This is a genomic window from Desulfosporosinus sp. I2 (assembly GCF_000960765.1).
Lineage (GTDB): Bacteria > Bacillota > Desulfitobacteriia > Desulfitobacteriales > Desulfitobacteriaceae > Desulfosporosinus.
In genome coordinates this window covers 1-19,758 of record NZ_JYNH01000089.1, presented here as the reverse complement: position 1 = coordinate 19,758, position 19,758 = coordinate 1, and the positions used below count along the sequence as shown (strand labels likewise).

Genomic DNA, 19,758 nt, shown 5'->3' with positions numbered 1-19,758 from the left:
GTCTAATGCCGTCGATCTGCATTAGACTTTTTCTTGCTATTTTAGGGTAATTATCTTGGACAATGTTTAGAGGCTAAAACCTCGCTAATTAGAGTCGATGAGCTGTCGTTACAGAACACGAACCGGGGGCTCTCCTTTAAAGGATCTAATGTCTCTGATAGCACGTTGAACCTCTTCATCGAGTCCTTCAATGGCGATTGTCACTGAGCCTTCTGAACCGTCTACTCCACCAGCTGCAATACAACGGGCTTCTACATCATATAAGACTTCTAAGGCCGTTAATTCAGTGATCACGGTTGCACCTAACATCGGGATAAGTCCGACTTTATGACCAAACGCTACATCTAAAGGGGATTTAGTCATAAACTCTACAGCAACTCGGACATCGGGAACCATTTTTTCCAGCCCAATTGGTACAATTAATTCAATTCCTCGAGCATAAAGGATTCCTTGGGCTGCCCCTATCGTTCCCCCCATTGAATCAGAAACCATTACAGCAGCTAAACCAGTATGGTCAATAGCACTTCCACCTTTGATAAAAATATCTCCCGACTTCAACTTAGGTAAGTGTTCTTTCCAAGAAACCGCAAGAGCCTGACCGTTGACGATAACATAAGGGGATGTTTTTTGAGTGGAAAGGCTAATTCCTAGCTCACCTTTAGTCACAATACCCATGGTATACCCAGTTTTATCTTCAATCTTAAGTCCTAATAATTCTTCCGCAACAAACGCATTCGTAGTTCCACCGGCCACGATGATCGTGTGTTTTTCTTTCGCATTTTGAACAGTGGGCAGAGCCGTTACTCCTTTAGCGATAAGCCGTTTGGATTCACTTGAGGTCAACGTAATCAAGGCTTTCATTTTATTCCTCCTAAATATATATGTTTCATGAGCTTAACCTTATAATATACAAAAAGAGTTTAAAGTAAAAGTCAATCAAGAAAATGAACGAATGATTTAAAACTACGAAACAAAGTATCGAAGATTAATTACCAAAATATGTAACTTTAAGCTTAGTTACTAACATATAATGCATCAGGAAATGGAATAAATTGTATGGAACGGAGGAGTTAATATGGCCTTTGGTGGAGTAGTCGATGGAGCGTGTGGACCAAACTTGCTATCAGGGATCGCGGTTGTAGTGGTTATCATTCTTCTTCTTATAGCAATGGGTATTGTATTTTAGTTTAAAATTATGATCTTGACTCTGTAAACTTTGAAAGGAGGGAAGGTTCATGTACGGATACGGTGTCGGTTGTGGATTAGGTAGTTACGTTGGTGTGGGTATAATTGCCATTGCAATTCTAATTCTTATTGCCCTTGGCGTGATTTTCTAGATCTAAGTTTAAAAATGAGGAGCATTTCTGTAAGGATATCCTTCGGAGGTGCTCTTTTCATAGTTTACAGAACTATAGTTTTTAAAGTTAACAATTTACTAAATATTCATAATCAAGACAATAATTGCCATCAACTTCTGCGATGGTATTATGAGAAATGATAATTTTACAAGCATCAAAAACTCACTTAGACTTATATTGTTAAAATAATAACAAGTGTAGGGAGGTTGAGGGTTTATGTTTCTAAGTTTAATCGCGTACTTATCCATACTCCTTTTTGTCGGAATATCTGTTTACAAAGCTTATGAATTTGCAAAAATGCCCTTACATGGGAGAATGGAGCTCTATCCTGTACCTAAAGAAAAGGGGTTTGAGCACGGAGGTTCTTTTTACGAGGAAGTAGCGTGGTGGAGTAAGCCTCACGAAGTTTCTCATGTGAGGGAAATATCTGAAATGGTGAAAGAGATATTTTTTATAAAAACGTTGTTTGAAAATCAACGACCTTTTTGGTGGATTTCTTACGCTCTACACTTAGGGATTTATTTTATTATGGCTTGGACCATCTTATTGGTCATGGGAGCAGTGTCTGAACTCAATGGGATTCTTGTAGCAGCAAACAGTCTAAGTATTTGGGGACTGTTGATTTTCTATTTATCGGTTGCAACAGGTATTATTGGACTTGCACTTGCAACTTTGGGTTCCGGCTTTTTGTTTCTTCGCAGGTTGTTTGATAAAACTTTGAAAAAATATACAACTCCACAAGAGTACTTTAATCTTTTACTCCTTTTTGCGGCTCTTTTTACTGGGGTCCTCACATGGGGCAGTGATTTAACGTTTCATAATGCCAGAGTCGTGACCGCGAACCTTGTCACGTTTACACCCTTTGCAGCCAGTGGTCTGGTTACGTTACACATTATTTTAGTTGGAATTATGTTAATTTATATTCCTACCAGTAAGATGAGTCATTATGTTGGAAAGTATTTCACCTTCCATACGGTTCTATGGGATAATAGTCCAAACGTAAAAGGGAGTGCGGTTGAGCAAAAGGTTAAAAAAGCTTCCACGTTCCGTCCAACTACCTCATGGTCCGCTCCTCATATCAAGCCCCCAAGCGTACCTAAGTAATCACTATAATCTTCCAATTCTTAGGGTTAACTTAATAGAAAAAGGAGATCTAAGTATGATAAATCAAAAAGATTTACGTCCCAAGGATATGGGACGTTCTGACGAGCAACTGATTAAACTAGAACTCGATCAGTTTATGCCATTATTGGCGCCGTATGATAAACCGGGAATGGAACCACCCTTAACAGACCCTAAGCCTGCCTGGAAAGAGAAATATTGTACCTCGTTAGATGGTTACGTTGGTATTGATACTTTAGTTCGTCCTAAATCTAAGGAGGAGGAAGATGAGTTTGTACGGAAGTTCCTTAGTGGCTTAGAAAAAATTTTTTCTGATGCCAATAATGGAGTACTTGAGCCCCTCTTATTGACCTTTGAATATTGCGCGAAATGCAATACGTGCTCGGAAGCTTGCCATATTTATAAGGCCACAGGGGATAACGAGTTGTACCGTCCAATTTACCGTTCTGAGGTTCTCAGGAAAATTATGAAGAAGTATTTTACCCCAAGCGGGAAATTGCTAGGTGGCTTTGTTGGAGCGGATATTGATGTGAATTGGGAAACAATTGCTCGCCTAGGTGAACTAGCTTATCGCTGTAATCTTTGCAGACGCTGTGCTCAGACCTGTCCATTGGGTTTAGATAATGCCATTCTCACTAAAGAAATTCGCAAGATATTCAGTCAAGAGATGGGCATTGCACCTACTCCTTTGCATACAAAAGGGACGATGCTGCAGATTAAAACGGGTTCTTCGACCGGACTGAGCAAACCAGCTTTTTTAGATACCCTAGAGTTTTTAGAAGAAGATACTGAAGAGAAATTTGGCATAAAGCTAAAATTCCCGGTTGATAAGAAAGGTGCAGACATACTTGTCTTGCATAATGCAGGAGAGTTTATGGCTTGGCCCGAAAACCCAGTTGCTTTTGCCATTCTCTTTGATGCTGCAGGTTTAAATTGGACACTTAGCAGTGAGATCATGGGATATGATAGTGTCAATTATGGTCTATGGTATGATGATTATCAGGCTAAACAAATTGCTTTGATGCAGATGAAAGTAGCCAAAGATTTTGGAGTTAACCGAATAGTCGTTGCGGAGTGTGGACATGCCCATAAGGCCTCTATGGTTGTAGGGGATCGCATGGCGTATGGAGATGCTAAGATCCCTGTGGAGAGTTGTCTACCTCTTCTGTGGGATATGGTTAAGAGCAAACGATTAATACTCGATCCCAGTAAAAACAATTTCCCTGTGACACTTCACGATCCTTGTAACGTGGTGAGACAATTAGGGATCGTTGAGCCTCAACGAAATGTCTTAAAAGCTATATGTCCTCAATTTAGGGAAATGACTCCACACGGAGTGGACAACTACTGTTGTGGTGGGGGAAGCGGTTTTGCAATTATGAATTCCCAAAACTTCCCTCAATTCAGAGATCAAGTGGCTTCTCGGATGAAATTCAACCAAATCCTAGGGGCTTTCCAAGATACCATAGAAGACGCTTCCATTCCAAAATATATTTGTGCTCCTTGTTCTAACTGTAAAGGAGCAATGCGGGCTATTCTAGAACATTACGAGGTAACTGAGAAATTTAACGTTCAGTATGGTGGTTTGGTAGAACTAATGGTCAATGCGCTAGTTAGTATGAAAAAGCCTTTCCTCGAATTTCTCGAATAACTCGTTCACTGAAACTTAATATCGAGAGGATTACATCGCCAATATGCCAATAAGGACCATTTCAGACTCGCTGAAATGGTCCTTATTCCAACTATATGCACCGCCCTTTGCTACAGCCATTGACGTACTCATTAACGCTGCTACAACCTTGGAAAACATTCGTGAGGGGTTAGCACAAGGAATCACGACAGAAGCAGTTATAAGGCGTTTAGAAGCGGGAGAGAAGTTATGTATACTTGATGTCCGTGAACCTGAAGAAGTCGCTGCTAGCCCGCTACCTTTTCAAGATACAAAGGTGATTGCCTTAGGAGAATTACGGGGGCGTTGGCAGGAGCTACCAACAGATGCTTTAATCGTTACGGTATGTGGTTTAGGGATCAGAGGATACGAAGCAGCGCGTATGCTTCTCGGAAAAGAAGTCCACCAAGTGGCTTTTCTTCAGGGAGGGATCTCGGTTATTAATGCCTATTTTGATTAAGAATAGAGAAGTGAAAACCATAATTAGTTTTCCATATAGTACAATCTGTATTATATATTGTACGAATAGAACTCAAGGTGTTAAATTATGTACATGGACTAGTGTTAAATTACACAAGTGAAATTTTTCCCCAACAACCAGCACTCTATAGTTGAATTGTTCTCTCTAGATTGTCTTTATGAATTTAAGGAGGTGTAATTTGTGTTTATTGTATCTATCGATGAGGATCTGTGCTCAGGATGTGACTCTTGCACTGAGGGATGCCCAGCTCACCTGCTTGGATTTAGCGAGGACAAGGCTCACGTAATTGGAGACGAGTCAGAGTGCATGGGTTGTGAAAGCTGTACATCAGTTTGTCCAACTGGTGCTATCAGCATTGCCGAAATGTAAGAAACCCCATAAACTTGAAGACGGAGGGTGTGCCATGACAGAAAAGAAAACGCCACTACTGGACGAACTGGAAAAAGGTAAATGGCCCAGTTTTGTGACGGAAATTAAGCGCGCTGCGGTTAAAAGTGAAGCTGCAGGCGAGTTGCTCCAAGTCTTGGAAAGATCTTATAATGAGCGCAGAGGACATTGGAAACACGGTGGGATTGTTGGAGTTAGAGGTTACGGCGGCGGAGTAATTGGTCGTTATGTCGATGAGCCTCAAACTTACCCAAATGTTGCTGAGTTCCATACGATCCGTTTACTTCAACCATCGGGATGGTTCTACAACACTAAAGCATTACGTACTATCTGTGATATTTGGGAGAAACATGGTAGCGGTTTGACAAATATGCATGGCTCTACAGGAGATATAATTCTCTTAGGGTGCAAAACAGAGCATATTCAACCTATTTTCGACGAGTTTAGTGAAGCTGGATTCGACCTCGGTGGTTCAGGATCCTGCCTAAGAACTCCAAACTGCTGTGTTGGACCAGGACGTTGTGAACATGCTTGCTATGATACCCTAGAAGCATGCTATAATATTACGAACGAATTCATGGATGAGCTTCATCGTCCTATGTGGCCATATAAGAGCAAAATTAAGTTCTCCGGTTGTGCTAACGACTGTACTTCTTCAATTGCTCGTTCTGACTGCTCAGTAATTGGTACTTGGCGCGATACTTTAAGAATTGACCAAGACGCTGTAAAAGAGTATGTCGCTAAGAAATTTGATATTCAAGAAATGGTCTGTGACAAATGCCCAACTCGCTGTCTCACGTTCAATGCATCGACTCAAGAACTCAGCGTAGTCGGCGAAGATTGCACACGTTGTATGCATTGTATAAATATGATGCCTAAAGCTATTCGTGCAGGCAAAGAAAAAGGTGCTACCATTTTAATCGGTGGTAAATCGACGATCGTTCAGTCTGCTTTCATGTCATGGGTAATTGTACCTTTCATGAAAATGGAAACCGAAGATGATTTCGAGCCATTTAAAGATCTCATGCGTCGCATTTGGGAATGGTGGGATGAAAACGGTAAATCCCGCGAGCGTATCGGTGAAACTATTTATCGCTTAGGAATGACTAAATTCCTCCAGGGAATCGATGTTCCTCCTGTACCGCAAATGGTCTTCCGACCACGTGCTAACCCATATGTGTTCTGGAATCAAGATGATCTTGACAGATCTGGAACAGCACTTGATGGATCGAAACTCTAATTTTAAAAAATAAGTAGCTAACGAGAGGTGGATAATGATGGCAGTTTTAGATCAAGGACCTCCGCATTATAAAAAGATGCTTCCTCCGATTGTACAAGAAAACTATGGACAGTGGAAATATCACGAAATTCCTAGTCCCGGTGTATTAAAACATGTTTCCGAAAATGGCGCAGCCCTGTACAGTGTACGGGTGGCTACTCCACGGTTAGTCAGTATTGATTTTATTCGCGACGTTTGCGTAATCGCTGATCAATATTGCGATGGATTCCTTCGCTGGACGACCCGTAACAACATTGAATTTTTAGTTTCAGACGAGGGTAAAGTTAACCCATTGCTCGCTGAATTAGAAGCTAAAGGACTACGTGTTGGTGGAACTGGACATTCTATAAGCAATATCGTACACACTCAAGGGTGGGTACACTGTCATACACCGGCTACTGATGCTTCAGGTGTCGTTAAAGCGGTTATGGATGATTTATACGAGTATTTCAATACCATGAAGCTGCCTGCTAAATTAAAAATGGGTTTAGCTTGTTGCTTAAACATGTGCGGTGCTGCACACTGTAGTGATATTGCGATTGTTGGTGTTCATAGAACTCCTCCTCGTATCAACCACGAAGTAATTCGTAAAGGGACTGAGATTCCAAGTCTCGTAGCCAGCTGCCCGACTGGAGCTATTCGTCCAGATCCTAAGAACAAGAGCGTTATCGTTAATGAAGATAAATGTATGTATTGCGGTAACTGCTATACAATGTCCCCAGCAATGGAGATTTATGATCCTAAGAATGATGGTATTGCAATTCTTATTGGTGGTAAAACCTCCAATGCACGTACTGCACCATCTTTCTCACGTATGGTTATTCCATTCCTGCCGAACACAGCTCCACGTTGGCCTGAAACGACTGAAGCAATCCGTAAAATCGTTGAACTCTGGATTGCAAATGCTCGTAAGGGAGAGCGTGTGGGTGAGTGGGTTGAGCGGATTGGCTGGGAGAAATTCTTCAGCATGGCTGAGCTACCGTTCTCAGATATGTTGATTGATGATTATATCTTCTCCAGAGAGACATTCCGTACTTCAGCATCATTTAAGTACTAATCTGAAGGAAAAATTTAGAAAGTTGGGATTTAAAATGGCAAGAGGACCAGCAGATCCCGAAGTCAAAGCCAAGGTATTAGAATACCTGGGAAAAGTACAAAAAGCTAAGAGTAGAGATGTCGCAGTAGCTATTGGAGCGACAAAAAGCGATGTGGATAACGCAGTTAAGGAACTTACTGCAGAAGACCTCGTTGAATATCTCTATATCACTACCACGTTCATCTGCTTAAAAGGTAAGGTTCAAACTCCAAGCTAATCGAATCTTTTAGAGTAGATCAAACCCAAATGCCTAAAGTAATTAAGATTCCCATTAGACCATCCTAAATGTTCAGTTTCTTATAATGCAGATTTTTTTAAAGTCTGCATTATAAGATGGGCACAGGGTGGTCAATTTTATGATTGACAATCCCTCTGGAACTAGTATTATGTAGTAGACTGAGATGTCTTTCCTATTTCTCGAAGTTGGCTGACCAAATATCTCCAAAGAAAGGTGTGGGTACGATGTTATCCTTAACAGATAAAAATGAATTAAGTATCAATCATGTCCCTCGCTTAGTAATTGGAGCACCACATGGTCGAAGTGGAAAAACAACCTTTACCCTGGGTTTGCTCAGAGCATTTGCTCGGCAAGGCCTAGCTGTTCAACCCTTTAAAAAAGGCCCAGATTATATTGATGCTAGTTGGCATACTGCTGCAGCTCGGTGTACCTGTCGAAACTTAGATTCATTTTTTATGAATAACTATGAACTATGCAAGTCTATATCTAATCAAGCAATCGATAAATCTATTACAATTATTGAAGGTGCCATGGGACTTTATGATGGATTAGATCTTAAGGGTAGCAGTTCTACGGCTGAAATCGCTAAAGTAACCCGTTCTCCTGTTTTATTAGTCGTAGATGCAACTCGTATGACCCGTAGTGTAGCTGCTATGGTGATGGGCTATCAACATTTTGATCTTGATGTTCAAATAGTGGGTGTAGTTCTTAATAAAGTGGCAAAACCTCGTCATGAAAAGATGGCGCGTGCGTCCATCGAAGAGTTTTGTAAAATTCCTGTGGTAGGTGCAATCCCTAAAGATATTAACTTATGCATTCCTGATCGCCACCTAGGACTTGTTACTAGTGGTGAAATAGATGAAACTGAATCATTACTAGATTACTTTGCGGATGTCATTTGTGAACATGTCGACCTAAAATTAATTCAAGAATTAGCTCAGAATGCCCCTATTCTTCCTCGAATTTCTGAAAAAAGCGTTCCTAACTTGACGAAATACTCTATTCAAGACAAAGATATCACCCCTAAAATTGGGGTTATTCAAGACGCAGCCTTTAGTTTTTATTATCCGGAAAACCTCGAATCTTTACAAAATTTAGGGGCTGATGTGGTCCTTATCAACTCCCTTATAGACAGTCAACTTCCTTGGGACATCGATGCGCTCTATATTGGTGGGGGATTTCCAGAGGTGTTTGCAGCTGAGCTCGAAGGAAATAAACTATTACGTAACGATATTAGACGAGCCGGAGAAATGGGACTGCCAATTTATGCCGAGTGTGGGGGACTTATGTATTTAGGTCGCTCAATCCTACTATCTTCCCAAAACTATAAAATGGTGGGGTTACTACCTTTTGATACCCAAATGGAGGCCAGGCCTCAAGGACATGGGTATACGATTATGGAAGCAAATAATGATCAGTCATGGTTTTCCGAAAACACCCTAATTAAGGGGCATGAGTTTCATAATTCTCGAATTATTAACTTGCCGCCAGACGTAAAATTTGGGTATAATGTTAAACGAGGGCATGGAATCAATGGACAAAATGACGGAATTTGTTATAAGAATGTTTTTGCATCCTATAATCATATTCACGCACTAGGAAGCCCTGAGTGGGCAGAGGGCATGGTAAAGAAAGCAATTAGCTACCACAGGACAAAGAGAATGAAATCTGACCAGGTAACTGGATTTTGTGGATATAATGAGATCATTAATCCTAAAGTTATCTAAATGGATAATATAGAGTAATTTTAGCTATAAGCGTAAAAAGCCTTCCAGCGGGAGGCTTTTTACGTACTATCAAAGTTATCGATTGTATAAAGAAATAGTCTTTCACCAAGTACTATGCTCCAAAATATGCTTGAAAGATTAGAAAGTCTGATAGTTTAAAAATAATAGTTTAATTTTTAAGAAATATAGTTGTAGTTATCTGGCTTATAACTCCTACCAATGGTATTATAATAATAGTAGATGTTCAGACTTAAGAATATGGTTAATAATCTTCATATTCTCAGACTATTGAACATAAGGATTGTGTTGATCTTCTGAACTGGAATACGCATACTATTGTTGAGCATATTAACTATAGAGGATCTAGGAAGGGGATACTTCAACATGGAACAACACCTTCTTGTATTTAAAGAGGTGGCAGAAACTAAAAATATTACTTTAGCGGCTAAAAAGCTCCACATGAGTCAACCCAGCATTAGTTTGCAGATTCAGAACTTGGAAAACCAATATGGCGCTCGTTTTTTTGACCGTACTAATAAAGGGGTTACCTTAACAAAAGAAGGTAAAATATTCTATGCACACGTGCGGAGTGTCTTGGACATTTTAGCAAATGCTAAAGAACAGATAGTTGCACTCGCCAAAGATCAGAGAGGCTTGATTTACCTAGGTGCTACTCTAACTATCGGGGAATATATACTTCCTAATATTTTGGCATTTTTGTATAAGACTCACCCTGATGTAGACTTTAAAGTTAAAATTGCCAATACTGAATCAATTTCTCAAGATGTTTTGGAGAAAAAAATACACATTGGTCTCATTGAGGGACCGGTTCCTCAGCATAAAGACCTTAATGTTGAAAATTTCTGGGAAGATGAATTAGTTGTGGTAATTCCTAATTTTCATCCTTGGGCAGCCAGAAAAAGTATTACTTTAGCCGAACTTCCTCATGAACGTCTTGTGACAAGAGAAGATGGCTCGGGAACTCGTAAGGTGATGGAAATGGCTTTGAAAGAAAGAGGTCTTAATCCTGATCAATTAAACGTTTCAATGGAATTAGGGAGTACGCAGGCCATAAAACAACTGGTCTCAGCAGGATTAGGCATTACCATTATTTCATCGTTGACGGTTAGTCGTGAAGTAGACCAAAAGATATTTAAGACATTAAAGATCCAGGAAGCTCCAATCTATCGACCTCTTAGTATTCTTACAAATGCACGAACAACCCAGACCAAAGATGAACGTATTTTAATCAATCTACTCCACGATCACAGATTACTATCGGATGTTTTAAGTAGAGACCATGTTGAGTTAGAAGAGATCGAGTAAACTTATTGATCTTGGTAGAAAAGGACTGGAAAGAATTTAATGAAAACGGATTGTAAAATAGGTCTTGTTCAAATGGAGTCAGTAGTGGGACAGACTGAACAGAACTTTAGGACTATTGCTCATTTAGCTGAAGTTGCCCAAAAACAGGAAATATCGTTGCTATGCTTTCCAGAATGTGCGTTAAATGGTTATTCGCCACACGATGGGTTAGAAATCGGAGAATCTTTGGAAAGTACTTGGATTAAACGGTTAAGTGAATGTTCGAGTGATTTAGGACTTACACTCCTAGTGGGTTTGGTTGAACGAGGTTCAGGTCATAGTAAACCTTATATTTCACAGGTTATTTTATCTCCAGGTGAGGAGCCAACAGTCTATCGCAAAGTGCATTTAGGACGAAGTGAACTTGACTATTTCAGTCCAGGGAATTGTTTCCCGATTTTTAGCGCACATGGAACCACTTTCGCAGTTGGGATCTGTTGGGATTGGCATTTTCCTGAAACAGCTGCTATCTATTCTCTTAAAGGTGCGGAAATATTATTTGCCCCTCATGCTTCTCCCATAGTCGCAGGGGATCGAAAAGAAATTTGGTTACGTTACCTTGGAGCGCGCGCCTATGATAATTCAGTTTATCTAGGAGCTTGTAACTTAGTAGGAAGTAACGGAAGATCTAAGGAATTTAGCGGAGGCGCATTGGTTATTGGCCCAAAAGGAGACCAGTTAAATCAATCTGAAATGAGCCGAGAGGGTATACTTGCCGCAACCCTTTCTGCAGAGCGAATTAATCTCATTAGGCGTCCGGAACGTTCCTCGATGCGGGATAGTTTTTTCCTTGCAGATCGGCGTAAGGAACTTTATCATGAACTTCTTGAACTAGATATTAAAGAATTGCAAAAGTAAAAAAACCTTTCCAGCAATTAAGTTGGAAAGGTTTTTATTGATTAATGGTTTACCAATTGTTGCGTGCCCGAGGTTGATAACAATCTCTGCAATATACGGGTTTATCACCTGAAGGTTGAAAAGGAACAGTAGTTTCTTTTCCGCAAGTAGCACAAATAGCTGGGAACATTTCACGTGGTTGACGTGAATAGCCTCCGCCACCGTTATTTCTAGTTTGTGCTTTACGTGCAGCACGGCATTCAGGGCAGCGACCAGGCTCATTAGTAAATCCTTTTTCAGCATAGAACTCTTGTTCAGATGCAGTGAATTCAAATTCACGACCACAGTCTTTACAACTTAGAATTTTGTCATTAAACATTAACAAAAACCTCCGCAAAATTTATTACCCGCGACATGGGGAAGTTCAGTGAAAATCTTCCCACAGCCTGAGGCAATCGAGAAGGTTTGTGTAAAATCCACAAGTACTTCGAGCATCTTAATTATAGCTAATTAAGAAATCTTAGTCAATGGTTCTGCACAAATTTTATCAAAATTTTCCAAAAAACAAGCTTATTTGGAAGTTTTTATAGTTTAATATACTGATGTCAGCTCCTCTCTTTAGAAATGTAAATATGAAAGCTTAATAGCTTATTTGACTATAGAAAACATCAAAGATCATAATAATATAACACGTTTCAGCATAATAATAATCTAATAGAATTTAGAATCTTTCTGACAGGGGATGACGACATTGGAATATCTCAACTCAGAGAATCTTCCCGCTCGTATATTTGGTATGAAGAGATTAGAATCCTTATTTAATCAAAATGGTTTTTTAATCTGTCAGTTAACCGGGAAAAGGATTTATGACTTTGATCAAATTGTAGCAATCTTTGTGCCGCTTACCACCTCTTTAGATCAGGTCATGGCTGTTCATTGCGACCATGCCCAGGAGTTTACACAAAAATGTTTATCTTCTCTTAAGAACTTCAATTAGCGTTTTTTAGAATCTGATCATGGTACCTTATTAAGGCTAATTGGCAAGTGAATATTATAAGAAGGCAGAACCTAAATTCTGCCTTCTTTGTCATTGTTGGAATAGGACTAACTGCTAGGACTTATTCTCCTCCGATTGTGACTATTGCCTTATTTTTGTTCAAAGAGTTTCCCCTTATAATAAGGTTAAGATAATCTCTGGATCACCAGAAAAAAGGAGGGTATGTTCATGAAAGAAAAGCTAGTCAGGCTTATAAGAGATGAAGAAGGTCAGGGTATGGTTGAGTACGGGCTCATTATCGGACTCGTAGCAATCGTGATTGTTGCAGCTCTCGCGACAATGAGTGGGAGCATTACTGGAATTTTCGACAGAATATCTGCTGCACTTGATGGAGTATAAATTGTTTAGCATTATAATTTAATAAAGTCCGAAATACTTTGATTCTTTTATCCCATTAAAACTAAGAACCCTACTGCCCGCAGTAGGGTTCTTAACTCAAAAGGGGGTCCCGTAATGGGTTTAAATGAGGTTGCCCTAGGAATAACGTTAAGCATCGCAGCTTTCACAGACTGGCGTAAACATAAAATCTATAACAAATTACTGATACCTGCTTTTTGCGTAGCACTTTTGCTTCGTACATATCAGGAAGGTTTTTCAGGATTGACCCATAGTCTCATGGGAGCAGCCATTGGTTTTGGGTTGCTTCTTCTACCCTATCTGATGGGCGGTATGGGTGCGGGGGATGTGAAGTTTCTCACGGTGATCGGAGCCTTTGGCGGTGTATCGTTTGTCGTTATTAGTTTTCTATACGCTGCTGTGATCGGGGGGGTTATCTCAGCTTTTTTACTCGCCCGTCGTAAGGTTTTGTGGACTTCAATTAAATCCTTACTTCTTTTTGGCCCAATTCTTCAAAAATCACAACGTGTGGGCTCACCGATGAGTAACGCACGACAAGATAAATTTCCATATGGAATTGCCATTGCCTTAGGCGCGTTGATGGCTTTGTTATTCCCCCTTGGAGGAGGCTGATCATGATACGAAAATTCAGGAAAGAAGAGCATGGACAAGCATTAGTTGAGATGGCACTTGTATTGCCACTCTTTTTCTTGCTTTTGTTCGGCGTAATTGAGATGGGACGCATCGGTCATGCTTATATTATGATTAGCAATGCCGCTCGGGAAGGGGGACGGCTGGCTACGATCGGTAAATCAGACCCCGTGATAGAGGATTCTATTAAGAACGCTGCAACAACCCTTAATCCGGATAATCTAACCATCACTATTTCGCCAATCCAAGCTCTACGGCAATCTGGTGAAGGGGTAACGGTCTATGTAGAGTACCCAGTTCAGTTAATCGTTCCGCTCATCAATAATATTATTCCTAATCCCTTCGTTGTGAGTACAAGTATTAATATGCGTTTAGAATAGAAAATTATTATGTTCCATTTCTGTAAAGATGGGGAGTGGTCATGATTCAAAGATATAGATTTTACTTGATCAAGTGCAGGGTCTTTTTATTAAAATGGTACTCACCTCATTTTAGTCAAGAGCAGAGCTACATTGGTAATCATCGGCATGAACGGGGGAGCGTTGTCGTCTTAGTTGCCCTTGCTTTAACCTCCATGCTTGGCTTATGTGCCATTGTGGCGGATATTGGGGTATTGTATGCTGAAAAGGCCCATCTTCAGAATTCAGTAGATGCTGCAGCCCTAGCAGGAGTGCAGGAGCTTCCGAATAATCCGACTCTCGCTGAACAAACTGCAAAGTCTTATGCCTCTCAAAATGGAGTAACTGATGTTACGGTGACCTTTGAAGGCAGTAACGTTCAAATCAAAGTACAAGCCACCCAGCAAGTTCCGACTTACTTTGCCCGAATTTGGGGGATCACAGAAGAACAGATCGCAGTTTCTGCTCGGGCCATGATGGTTCCACCGACAGGACTAGCTGGAGCTGTTCCTCTTAGCATCCAGGAACAAGACTTAGTCCCTGGACAGAAGTATGTCCTTAAATCTGGAGGAGGCTCTGGAACTACGAGTTGGTACTTGGATGACAGTGAAAACAATGTCGTCAAGAAGTTTGGGGAGGGGTCTGGGTCCTCCGGGTGGTATGGTGCTTTAGAACTTAGTGGTACTGGGGCTAATACGTATGAATCAGATTTAGCTAATGGATATCAGGGAACGCTGTATGTGGGTCAAATTCTAGATGTCAAACATGGGAATATGAGTGGTCCAACAGCCGATGCGATTAACACACGCTTAAGTCGTGACACGAACGTTCCACGCAATACATTGGATCATTATGATAGGGACGCCCCACAAATTATTTACATCCCCATAGTTCGGATCATTTCCCAAGGTGGTAATTCCATTAATCAAGTACAGATTGTAGGGTTTGCAGCTTTTTTTCTGGAAGGTGTTGCCGGAAGTGGGAACGAATCCATCGTGACCGGTTGGTTTATACGGACCTTAGTTTCCAATCAACAAACTTCGGCTAGTCTATCCGATTTATTGAAAACGGAACAAGATATGGAGAATGCGGGCTCGAGCGCCGATTTTGGCTTGTATGCACCAAAACTTATTTGAGTTACTTGAGATTCCGAAGCTATTGTAACTTTATTTACTATTAGTTAGTTAGTTAGTTAGTTAGTTAGTTAGTTAGTTAGTTGAACCTATATTCGGTAAAATAAGGGGTGACCATATATGCCACGTAAAGGATTTTTCGTCCTGGCCTTAATTTGTGGTTTGATTGCTGCCGGATCAGTCTATTTTTTCTTGAACGGTGCGACCAAAAATGTGACTTCCACGCTTAAACCTTTGGTGATTGTGAAGGAGAACATTCCTGCACGCACAGTTGTCTCAACTGCTCAGTTGGAAGTCAAAGATGTCCCGACCCAAGGATATCCCCAAGGCGGTTTTTCCACGATTCAAAGTGTTGTGGGCTCTGTCTCGTTGTTAAATCTTTTACCAGGAGACATTCTTGTTAATACCATGTTAGAACGTCAGAATTCAAGCAGTGGAGTTTCGGGAGGTAGTACAACTGCTCTCACGATACCGAATGGAAAAAGGGCTGTTGCCATTCCAATTGGTTTAGTTAGTGGCGTCGGATATGCTATAAAACCCGGTGATCACGTCGATGTTTTAGTAACAATGGATATAAAGAATTCTGCTACAGATTCTCAGGCTGTGACAGTAACCTCTCTTGCCGCACAAGATGTTTTAGTCCTAAGTGTGGGGGAAACAATCCCTGGAGATAAAACTAAGGCTGAAACTAAATCACATACGTTAGCTCTGAGTGTCCCGCAAGCAATGGCAGTTACCCTTGGAAGTGAAAAAGGAAGTCTCCGATTATTGTTGCGCAACCCATCAAACACTGAAATCCGCCTAGATACACCAATAACTGCAAAGGAGTTTTTGGATCCAAACTATCATGAACGGTTTAAGTAAGGAGGTCCTATTTTGAAAGGTGTAAGTGTTTTAATCGTTGACGATATTAGCGACACAAGGGATAGCATTCGACGGCTTCTCCAGTTTGAAGAGGATATAGAGGTACTTGGAGAAGCTGGTTCAGGATCCGAGGCCATACTGATGGCAGAGAAGTTGAAGCCAGACATTATACTAATGGATATTAATATGCCAGAAATGGATGGCATAAGGACAACCGAACTGATGGCACTTCGCGTTCCACAAAGTTCCGTCATTATTATGTCGGTACAGGGAGAACAGGAGTATCTACGTCGAGCCATGGTGGCTGGAGCCCGAGAATATATCGTTAAACCTTTTACCGGAAATGAACTAGCGAATGTTATAGCTAAAGTTTACGAGATGGATCAACGGAAAAAAGAGGTCTTTGGAGAACAACTCAAGAAGCTCGACGAAACTAAACCACGAAACGGTCAAATAATTTCATTTTTCAGTACCAAAGGGGGAGTTGGAAAAACTACTTTAGCCACTAATTTGGCAGTTCAGTTAGCAAGTTCTGGAAAGTCGCGGGTCCTCTTAGTGGATCTAAATCTCCAATTTGGAGATGTTGCTGTATTCTTAAATTTAGCGCCTAAACGTACTATCGCAGATCTAACCCAATCTGGTCCGATCAAGTTTTCGGAGATCCAGTCGTACTTTTTGACTCACACTTCGGGTCTTCAAGTCTTAGCGGCTCCTACTCGCCCAGAATACGCTGAACTGGTTACAGCTGAGCAGGTTGAACAAATTCTCAATGAAGTAAAATCTCACTTCGATTATATCATTTGCGACAATGTCAGCCGATTTGAGGATGTTAGTCTGGTAAGCTTCGATGTGGCTACTCAAATATGGTTGGTCGTAGCAATGGATGTGCCGACCCTTAAAAACGCTAAACTTAGTTTAGAGGTCATTGAGGGTCTTCATCACACTCAGAAAGTACGTGTAGTTCTTAACCGTGCCAGTAAAGAGATGGGTATGGATACCCGGGATGTGGAAAAGAGCCTTAACTCTAAAATATGCTATGAGATTCCAAGTGATGGTCGAGCTCTTGTTGCCGCGCTTAACCGCGGTATGCCCTTTGTGACCTCTTACCCAATGAGTTTCGCAGCCGAAGGGATCCGCAAGATGGCGGAAGTGCTTACTAACTCGGAGGACGTCAGGAAAAATTCGCTCGAGGGAAAAGAACGTCGAAGCTTAAGCTCGTTAAGAGAATTCCGTCGAGTGTTTGGCTTTTAGGAGGGATGAGAAATGTCTTTACTTAAGCGTTTAGAAAAAGAGAAGGTTCAGTTGAAGGATGAACCTATCAACGATTCAAGAGGAGGGCGTTCGATTCCCCCAATTGACCCGTGGCGTGAGTTTAAAGAGACTGTTCATCGCGAAGTTATCCAAGCTTTAGATAAGAGTAACAACCACGACCTAACCACTGAAACGTTGCATCCAATTGTTGAAGCTACCCTCGATTTACAAGCGGATAATCTAGGTATAACTCTTCCACGGGTGGAGCGTCACCGTTTAGTGCAATCAGTGGCAGATGAAATTTTAGGTTTCGGACCGATTGAATCCCTTCTTCATGACCCTTCGATCAATGAAATTATGGTCAATGGGCCTCATCAGGTCTATATTGAACGAAAAGGAAAACTCGAACTGGTAGGGGTAACATTTTATGATGATGCTCATGTTTTACACATCATAGAAAAGATTGTAGCTCCTTTAGGACGACGCATCGACGAAAGTCAGCCGATGGTGGATGCTCGATTACCAGATGGTTCTCGGGTTAATGCCATCATTCCCCCTCTGGCCTTGAATGGACCCACTCTTACTATTCGAAAGTTTTCTGAAGTTCCATTTAAAGTAGATGACCTTGTCGGCTTCGGGACGTTGACAACAAAGATGGCAGAATTCATAGATGCTTGTGTCAAAGCACGTTTAAATATTATTGTCTCAGGGGGAACTGGATCAGGAAAAACTACTACTTTAGGCGTAATTTCTGCTTTTATTCCAGAAGATGAACGGATTATTACCATTGAAGATGCCGCGGAACTACAGCTCCGTCAAACTCACGTAGTAACATTGGAGACTCGACCGGCAAACATAGAGGGTAAAGGCGCAGTGATGATTAGGGATCTTGTGCGCAATGCTTTGCGAATGAGACCAGAACGAATCATTGTGGGTGAAGTTCGAAGTGGGGAAGCCCTAGATATGCTGCAAGCGATGAATACGGGTCACGATGGTTCACTGACGACTGGGCATGCTAATACTCCTCGTGATATGCTCTCACGTTTAGAAACTATGGTTTTAATGGCAGGAATGGATTTACCCGTCCGGGCGATTCGCGAACAAATCTCCAGCGCTCTTGATGTTATTGTTCAGCAAAGCCGCTTGCGCGATGGTAGTCGAAAGATAACTCATATCACTGAAGTTTTGGGTATGGAAGGAGATACAATTGTTCTTCAAGATATTTTTCGATTTGAGCAAACGGGTGTGGACAAACAGGGTAAGGTTTTAGGTTATTACCGATCGACTGGGATTCGTCCTCATTTCATCGATAAACTGATCGCTGCCGGTCAACTTCTACCAGACGATCTATTCTTTAATTGAGGATAGTCGGATTGAAAATTAGAAAGGAGGAGAAGGATGGTTAAAGGTACAACTCAAACTGTCATTCTCATTTCAGTGTTTTCAACATTCTTTACCATCTACCTGGGAGTCCTGGCCTTTGCCCGTCAAGAAGAGACGCTTGAAGCTAAACTCCAGAGGTTTACTGCAATACGAGTCCCAGTTCAGATGAGTACTAGTAAAAGAGGAATCAAACAATTACTAGTAGTTTTAGGCCGCTTTGCTCCCCACCGTTGGAGTGCAGGGCTTGACCGTGAACTGATTCGTGGAGACATACCCCTTAAAGGTGGAGAGTTTTTAGTTCTTCAAGGATTATTAAGCATACTTTTTCTCCTAATTGGGTTCATATTGTCTCAAAAGATTCTCCTAGGGGTTACCTTGGCAATCTTAGGAGGAGGACTTCCTCGGCTTTGGCTTAGCTCTGCCAAGAAAAAAAAGCGCAATAGATTCAATAATCAACTGGCAGATGCACTGCTGATCTTAGCAAATTCAATGCGTTCTGGTTTTAGCCTTTTACAAGCTATGGAAATGGTCAGCCAGGAAATGCCTAATCCTATATCAGAGGAATTTCAGATTACCCTGCGCGAAATGCAGTATGGTACAGCAACAGAAACTGCTTTGGATCATTTATCTGAACGAGTCGGAAGTGATGTCTTAGACCTTCTCGTGACAGCAATGATAATACAACGCCAAGTGGGGGGAAACCTTGCAGAGATACTAATCAATATTCATGCAACCATTCAGGACCGATTGCGAATCCAACAAGAAATTAAGACGCTGACTGCCCAAGGCAGGATGTCGGGATATATTATTGCAGCACTTCCGTTTGGTATCGCGGCCGCAATAAGTATGATTAATCCAAATTATCTGGGAGTATTATTTACTCATCAAATTGGTTGGGCGATGTTGGCTGGAGGGCTTACATCCCAATTTATTGGTTTCTTAATTATTCGGAAAATTATTTCAATTGAGGTATAGTGTTTTCGGGGGATAATCCTAAAACGAAAGGAGAGACCGTCTTGCCATTATCTGTAGCATTACTAAGCGTTTTTGGCACCGTCTGGTTTACCCTAATCGCTATTTTTTCCAAACAACAAGCTAAACCACAGGAAAGAATTTCAAGGGCCTT

The 19,758-nt window shown here is 41.2% G+C and carries 21 protein-coding genes; 19 read left to right on the top strand and 2 right to left on the bottom strand.

Going from position 1 to position 19,758, the window contains the following annotated elements; genetic code table 11:
* Nucleotides 1-108: 108 nt before the first annotated feature.
* Nucleotides 109-861, bottom strand: coding sequence for a hypothetical protein (locus tag UF75_RS17390; protein WP_045575845.1), 753 nt, complete (start codon nt 859-861; stop codon nt 109-111).
* A gap of 713 nt (nt 862-1,574) precedes the next feature.
* On the opposite strand from UF75_RS17390, the gene UF75_RS17380 reads away from it, so the two are divergent.
* The 10 genes from UF75_RS17380 to UF75_RS17335 all read left to right on the top strand — a co-directional run bounded on the left by UF75_RS17380 (nt 1,575) and on the right by UF75_RS17335 (nt 11,580).
* A complete protein-coding gene (locus tag UF75_RS17380; RefSeq protein WP_045575844.1) occupies nt 1,575-2,462 on the top strand; it encodes a respiratory nitrate reductase subunit gamma in 888 nt (295 codons plus the stop codon).
* Nucleotides 2,463-2,517: 55 nt separating this feature from the next.
* Nucleotides 2,518-4,131 carry a (Fe-S)-binding protein gene (locus UF75_RS17375; protein WP_045575843.1) on the top strand — a complete coding sequence of 538 codons (1,614 nt, stop codon included), beginning with the start codon at nt 2,518-2,520 and terminating at the stop codon, nt 4,129-4,131.
* Between the two features lie 43 nt (nt 4,132-4,174).
* Complete coding sequence (locus UF75_RS17370; protein ID WP_045575842.1) at nt 4,175-4,609, top strand: rhodanese-like domain-containing protein; 435 nt, start codon at nt 4,175-4,177, stop codon at nt 4,607-4,609.
* Nucleotides 4,610-4,810: 201 nt separating this feature from the next.
* The gene (locus UF75_RS17365) at nt 4,811-4,999 is read left to right on the top strand and encodes a 4Fe-4S binding protein (protein ID WP_045575841.1); all 189 of its coding nucleotides are present in this window, start codon (nt 4,811-4,813) and stop codon (nt 4,997-4,999) included.
* Between the two features lie 34 nt (nt 5,000-5,033).
* Complete coding sequence (gene dsrA / locus UF75_RS17360; protein ID WP_045575840.1) at nt 5,034-6,257, top strand: dissimilatory-type sulfite reductase subunit alpha; 1,224 nt, start codon at nt 5,034-5,036, stop codon at nt 6,255-6,257.
* Nucleotides 6,258-6,294: 37 nt separating this feature from the next.
* Nucleotides 6,295-7,353, top strand: a complete 1,059-nt coding sequence (gene dsrB, locus UF75_RS17355) for a dissimilatory-type sulfite reductase subunit beta (protein WP_045575839.1) — start codon at nt 6,295-6,297, stop codon at nt 7,351-7,353.
* A gap of 34 nt (nt 7,354-7,387) precedes the next feature.
* On the top strand, nt 7,388-7,609 hold the full coding sequence (locus UF75_RS17350; RefSeq protein ID WP_045575847.1) for a hypothetical protein: 222 nt from the start codon (nt 7,388-7,390) through the stop codon (nt 7,607-7,609).
* Between the two features lie 245 nt (nt 7,610-7,854).
* Complete coding sequence (locus tag UF75_RS17345; protein WP_045575838.1) at nt 7,855-9,357, top strand: cobyrinate a,c-diamide synthase; 1,503 nt, start codon at nt 7,855-7,857, stop codon at nt 9,355-9,357.
* Nucleotides 9,358-9,741: 384 nt separating this feature from the next.
* On the top strand, nt 9,742-10,683 hold the full coding sequence (locus UF75_RS17340) for a LysR family transcriptional regulator (RefSeq protein WP_045575837.1): 942 nt from the start codon (nt 9,742-9,744) through the stop codon (nt 10,681-10,683).
* Nucleotides 10,684-10,722: 39 nt separating this feature from the next.
* Entirely contained in the window at nt 10,723-11,580 is an 858-nt protein-coding gene (locus UF75_RS17335) for a nitrilase-related carbon-nitrogen hydrolase (RefSeq protein WP_045575836.1), read from the top strand.
* 49 nt (nt 11,581-11,629) lie between these two features.
* Here the strand turns inward: UF75_RS17335 and UF75_RS17330 are convergent, their stop codons facing one another.
* On the bottom strand, nt 11,630-11,938 hold the full coding sequence (locus UF75_RS17330) for a zinc-ribbon domain containing protein (protein WP_082075208.1): 309 nt from the start codon (nt 11,936-11,938) through the stop codon (nt 11,630-11,632).
* 372 nt (nt 11,939-12,310) lie between these two features.
* Between UF75_RS17330 and UF75_RS17325 the strand changes: the two genes are divergently transcribed.
* The 9 genes from UF75_RS17325 (at nt 12,311) to UF75_RS17290 (ending at nt 19,607) form a co-directional block, all read left to right on the top strand.
* Nucleotides 12,311-12,556: a hypothetical protein gene (locus UF75_RS17325; protein ID WP_045575834.1), complete on the top strand. Its 246-nt coding sequence runs from the start codon at nt 12,311-12,313 to the stop codon at nt 12,554-12,556.
* Nucleotides 12,557-12,784: 228 nt separating this feature from the next.
* Nucleotides 12,785-12,955, top strand: a complete 171-nt coding sequence (locus tag UF75_RS27375) for a Flp family type IVb pilin (protein WP_082075207.1) — start codon at nt 12,785-12,787, stop codon at nt 12,953-12,955.
* A gap of 114 nt (nt 12,956-13,069) precedes the next feature.
* A complete protein-coding gene (locus UF75_RS17320) occupies nt 13,070-13,585 on the top strand; it encodes an A24 family peptidase (protein WP_045575833.1) in 516 nt (171 codons plus the stop codon).
* A gap of 2 nt (nt 13,586-13,587) precedes the next feature.
* Complete coding sequence (locus tag UF75_RS17315) at nt 13,588-13,983, top strand: TadE/TadG family type IV pilus assembly protein (protein ID WP_045575832.1); 396 nt, start codon at nt 13,588-13,590, stop codon at nt 13,981-13,983.
* Nucleotides 13,984-14,024: 41 nt separating this feature from the next.
* Entirely contained in the window at nt 14,025-15,137 is a 1,113-nt protein-coding gene (locus UF75_RS17310; protein WP_052693394.1) for a pilus assembly protein TadG-related protein, read from the top strand.
* Between the two features lie 117 nt (nt 15,138-15,254).
* A complete protein-coding gene (cpaB, locus tag UF75_RS17305; protein ID WP_045575831.1) occupies nt 15,255-15,998 on the top strand; it encodes a Flp pilus assembly protein CpaB in 744 nt (247 codons plus the stop codon).
* A gap of 12 nt (nt 15,999-16,010) precedes the next feature.
* Nucleotides 16,011-17,249: a response regulator gene (locus tag UF75_RS17300; RefSeq protein WP_045575830.1), complete on the top strand. Its 1,239-nt coding sequence runs from the start codon at nt 16,011-16,013 to the stop codon at nt 17,247-17,249.
* Between the two features lie 12 nt (nt 17,250-17,261).
* Complete coding sequence (locus tag UF75_RS17295) at nt 17,262-18,611, top strand: CpaF family protein (protein ID WP_045575829.1); 1,350 nt, start codon at nt 17,262-17,264, stop codon at nt 18,609-18,611.
* A 36-nt stretch (nt 18,612-18,647) separates the two neighbouring features.
* Nucleotides 18,648-19,607: a type II secretion system F family protein gene (locus UF75_RS17290; protein WP_045575828.1), complete on the top strand. Its 960-nt coding sequence runs from the start codon at nt 18,648-18,650 to the stop codon at nt 19,605-19,607.
* Nucleotides 19,608-19,758 lie beyond the last annotated feature (151 nt).

Excerpts from the sequence above, each read along its gene's own strand:
- UF75_RS27375 (WP_082075207.1), top strand. The coding sequence starts at position 12,785 with ATGAAAGAAAAGCTAGTCAGGCTTATAAGAGATGAAGAAGGTCAGGGT.
- UF75_RS17290 (WP_045575828.1), top strand. The coding sequence starts at position 18,648 with ATGGTTAAAGGTACAACTCAAACTGTCATTCTCATTTCAGTGTTTTCA.
- dsrB (WP_045575839.1), top strand. The coding sequence starts at position 6,295 with ATGGCAGTTTTAGATCAAGGACCTCCGCATTATAAAAAGATGCTTCCT.
- UF75_RS17370 (WP_045575842.1), top strand. The coding sequence starts at position 4,175 with ATGCCAATAAGGACCATTTCAGACTCGCTGAAATGGTCCTTATTCCAA.
- cpaB (WP_045575831.1), top strand. The coding sequence starts at position 15,255 with ATGCCACGTAAAGGATTTTTCGTCCTGGCCTTAATTTGTGGTTTGATT.
- UF75_RS17380 (WP_045575844.1), top strand. The coding sequence starts at position 1,575 with ATGTTTCTAAGTTTAATCGCGTACTTATCCATACTCCTTTTTGTCGGA.
- UF75_RS17390 (WP_045575845.1), bottom strand. The coding sequence starts at position 861 with ATGAAAGCCTTGATTACGTTGACCTCAAGTGAATCCAAACGGCTTATC.
- UF75_RS17330 (WP_082075208.1), bottom strand. The coding sequence starts at position 11,938 with ATGTTTAATGACAAAATTCTAAGTTGTAAAGACTGTGGTCGTGAATTT.
- UF75_RS17375 (WP_045575843.1), top strand. The coding sequence starts at position 2,518 with ATGATAAATCAAAAAGATTTACGTCCCAAGGATATGGGACGTTCTGAC.
- UF75_RS17340 (WP_045575837.1), top strand. The coding sequence starts at position 9,742 with ATGGAACAACACCTTCTTGTATTTAAAGAGGTGGCAGAAACTAAAAAT.
- UF75_RS17310 (WP_052693394.1), top strand. The coding sequence starts at position 14,025 with ATGATTCAAAGATATAGATTTTACTTGATCAAGTGCAGGGTCTTTTTA.
- UF75_RS17345 (WP_045575838.1), top strand. The coding sequence starts at position 7,855 with ATGTTATCCTTAACAGATAAAAATGAATTAAGTATCAATCATGTCCCT.
- UF75_RS17335 (WP_045575836.1), top strand. The coding sequence starts at position 10,723 with ATGAAAACGGATTGTAAAATAGGTCTTGTTCAAATGGAGTCAGTAGTG.
- dsrA (WP_045575840.1), top strand. The coding sequence starts at position 5,034 with ATGACAGAAAAGAAAACGCCACTACTGGACGAACTGGAAAAAGGTAAA.
- UF75_RS17315 (WP_045575832.1), top strand. The coding sequence starts at position 13,588 with ATGATACGAAAATTCAGGAAAGAAGAGCATGGACAAGCATTAGTTGAG.
- UF75_RS17350 (WP_045575847.1), top strand. The coding sequence starts at position 7,388 with ATGGCAAGAGGACCAGCAGATCCCGAAGTCAAAGCCAAGGTATTAGAA.
- UF75_RS17295 (WP_045575829.1), top strand. The coding sequence starts at position 17,262 with ATGTCTTTACTTAAGCGTTTAGAAAAAGAGAAGGTTCAGTTGAAGGAT.
- UF75_RS17320 (WP_045575833.1), top strand. The coding sequence starts at position 13,070 with ATGGGTTTAAATGAGGTTGCCCTAGGAATAACGTTAAGCATCGCAGCT.